Annotated in this window: 4 protein-coding genes; all 4 read left to right on the top strand. The window is 65.9% G+C overall.

Annotated elements, in window-relative coordinates; genetic code table 11:
• On the top strand, positions 1 to 663 hold a 663-nt coding region (locus tag ACEW8G_RS15545), incomplete at its 5' end, for a hypothetical protein (RefSeq protein ID WP_373489304.1).
• A 53-nt stretch (positions 664 to 716) separates the two neighbouring features.
• On the top strand, positions 717 to 1,115 hold the full coding sequence (locus ACEW8G_RS15540) for a cupin domain-containing protein (protein WP_373489303.1): 399 nt from the start codon (positions 717 to 719) through the stop codon (positions 1,113 to 1,115).
• 206 nt (positions 1,116 to 1,321) lie between these two features.
• Positions 1,322 to 2,473 (top strand): homoserine O-acetyltransferase, encoded by a 1,152-nt coding sequence (locus ACEW8G_RS15535; protein ID WP_373489302.1) that lies wholly within the window; start codon positions 1,322 to 1,324, stop codon positions 2,471 to 2,473.
• A partial coding sequence (locus tag ACEW8G_RS15530; RefSeq protein ID WP_373489305.1) for a methionine biosynthesis protein MetW occupies positions 2,470 to 2,618 on the top strand: 149 nt, incomplete at its 3' end. The genes ACEW8G_RS15535 and ACEW8G_RS15530, both read left to right, overlap by 4 nt.

Genomic DNA, 2,618 nt, shown 5'->3' with positions numbered 1-2,618 from the left:
CCCGCCGCGCATGAACATCTCGCTGCCAAATATGCCGTGCTGAGCGAGGCTGATATGGCGCGGGCCTGTTCGATGCAGGCGCGCGATGTCTCGGTCTGGGCGCGATTCGCGCAGCCAGTGCGGCTGGTGTGGAGCGCTGGTCCAGATGCGCGCGAGCGCGTGATTGCAGCGCTGGGTGATGCGGCGGTCACCTTGTTTCACCACAGCCTGCCGATGCTGGGGGCCGAAGGCGCGAGTGTAGCTGACATCTGGCGGCGCGGCTTCGCGCTGACCTACGGTGCAGAACTTCGCGCTGAGCGGCGCACGCGCTCTGCCAGTATCGTCGACAGCAATCCGGCGCGTTATCGGCGCGTCGGTGACGCGGTGTTGGCGCAGATTGCCAGCGCGATGGGCGTCGGCCCGAACGGCGAGGTCCCGCTGCTGGTCAGCGCGGCAGACATGGAGCGCCGCTGGCGACGGCTGCGGCGGCGCGGGAAATGGCTCACTGTGCTGCGGCTCGCCAAGGCGAGCTTCACGTTCTCGGGCGGCATCGATTATCTGGCGTGGAAGATCAACCGCCACGCGGGCACGCAGATCGTCATCCGCCCGTGGCAGCGCAAATGGCCCCTGGTCGCGGCGGCCGTGCTGGTGCCCAGGCTGCTGCGCAGTGGCGCGGTGAAGTAAAATCCTCTCCGGCACGGGCGAGATTTGCTATGGTTCTACCGAAGGAGCCTCTCATGACCGTCCACAACATCACCACGCATCCTGTCCACCTTGGCCTTGGCGCAAAGGTGTCGCCGCAGCCGGAAATGACCGGCGGGCTGGACTGGTATGCGGCATATGCGGCGCGCACTGCAGGCGATGGCGCAGAAGGGCGTTTGGTCAGCCAGTTCAACTTCAATGAACCATGGACCATGTGGGAGATGCACCCTGCGGGCGACGAGATGGTGCTGTGCCTGTCGGGCGAGATCGTGCTGCATCAGGAAGCCGCCGATCGCAGCGTGACATCGCTGCGGCTTGGCCCCGGCGACTATGCGATCAACCCGCCGGGCGTATGGCACACCGCCGACGTCGAAGGACCCGCGACCGCGCTGTTCATCACCGCAGGGCTGGGGACCGAGCATAGGGCGCGGTGAGCCACCAAATCCTCCCCCAGCTCGCTGGGGGAGGGGGACCGTTCGCGCAGCGAATGGTGGAGGGGAGGCCGGATTGTGCCTCCATTTGAGATTGGTGCCCAGCCGCTTCCCCTCCACCACTTCGTGGTCCCCCTCCCCGAGCAAGCTCGGGGAGGATTGGTGAGCCCCCATTGACAGCCCCGCACCTTGCCGCCAATCGATTGGCCATGGCGACCGCCCCGGCTCATGACCTGCGCTTTGGGCTCGACCGGCGGGTGACGCTGGCCGGGCCGTTGGCGCTCGATTGTGGCACGGCGCTGGCCCCGGTGGAGATCGCCTATGAAACCTATGGCACGCTGAACGACGAGGGCAGCAACGTGGTGCTGATCTGCCATGCGCTGACCGGCGATCAATATGTCGCATCCACCCATCCGATCACTGGCAAGCCCGGCTGGTGGACGCGGCTGGTGGGGGCGGGCAAGCCGGTCGATCCCGCGCGGCACTTCATCATCTGCGCCAATGTCATCGGATCGTGCATGGGGTCGTCGGGCCCGGCAAGCGTCAACCCCGCCACCGGCCTGCCCTGGAGCATGACCTTTCCGGTGCTGACCATCGCCGATATGGTGCGCGCGCAGGCTTTGCTGCTCGATCATTTGGGGGTGGGCACGCTCGCCGCCGTCATTGGCGGGTCGATGGGGGGCATGCAGGCATTGAGCTGGCCCGCGATGTATCCGGACCGGGTGCGCGCCGCTTTGGTGATCGCCTCGACCGCGCGGCATTCGGCGCAGAACATCGCGTTTCATGAGGTCGGGCGGCAGGCGATCATGGCCGATCCGCGCTGGCGCGGCGGCGCTTATTATGCCGATGGCGATGCGCCCTCCTCTGGCCTTGCGGTCGCGCGGATGGCGGCGCACATCACCTATCTGTCCGAAGCGGGCCTTACCGAAAAATTCGGACGGCGGCTGCAGGACAAGGCCAATGGCGAATTGGGCGTCAAGAGCTTCGGCTTCGATGCGGATTTCCAGATCGAAAGCTATCTGCGCCATCAGGGGATCAGCTTTGTCGACCGGTTCGATGCCAACAGCTATCTCTATATTACCCGCGCGATGGATTATTATGACCTCGCCGAGCCGCACGACGGGGTGCTGGCGCGTGCCTTCATGGGCACGAAAACGCGCTTCTGCCTGATCAGCTTCGATACCGACTGGCTGTACCCGACAGCTGAGTCCCGGCGCATTGTCCACGCGCTCAACGCGGCGGGGGCGGAGGCGAGCTTTGTCGAGCTGTCCTCACCCTTCGGGCACGACGCGTTCCTGCTCGACTGCCCTGAGATGAACCGCATCATTGATGGCTTTTTGCGCGCCGGGGAAAGTCGTTGAGCGATCTGCGGCCCGATCTGCGCATCATTGCCGAAAGCATCACGCCGGGTTCGCGGGTGCTCGATGTTGGCTGCGGCGATGGCGCGCTGATGGCGGCGCTGCGTGACAGCCGGCAGGTGCGTGCGCGCGGGCTCGAGCTCAACCC

Source organism: Blastomonas sp. (genome assembly GCF_041747255.1).
Classification (GTDB): domain Bacteria; phylum Pseudomonadota; class Alphaproteobacteria; order Sphingomonadales; family Sphingomonadaceae; genus Blastomonas.
Note: the sequence above shows the minus strand (reverse complement) of the source record. Positions and strands in the feature narration are given on the sequence as shown.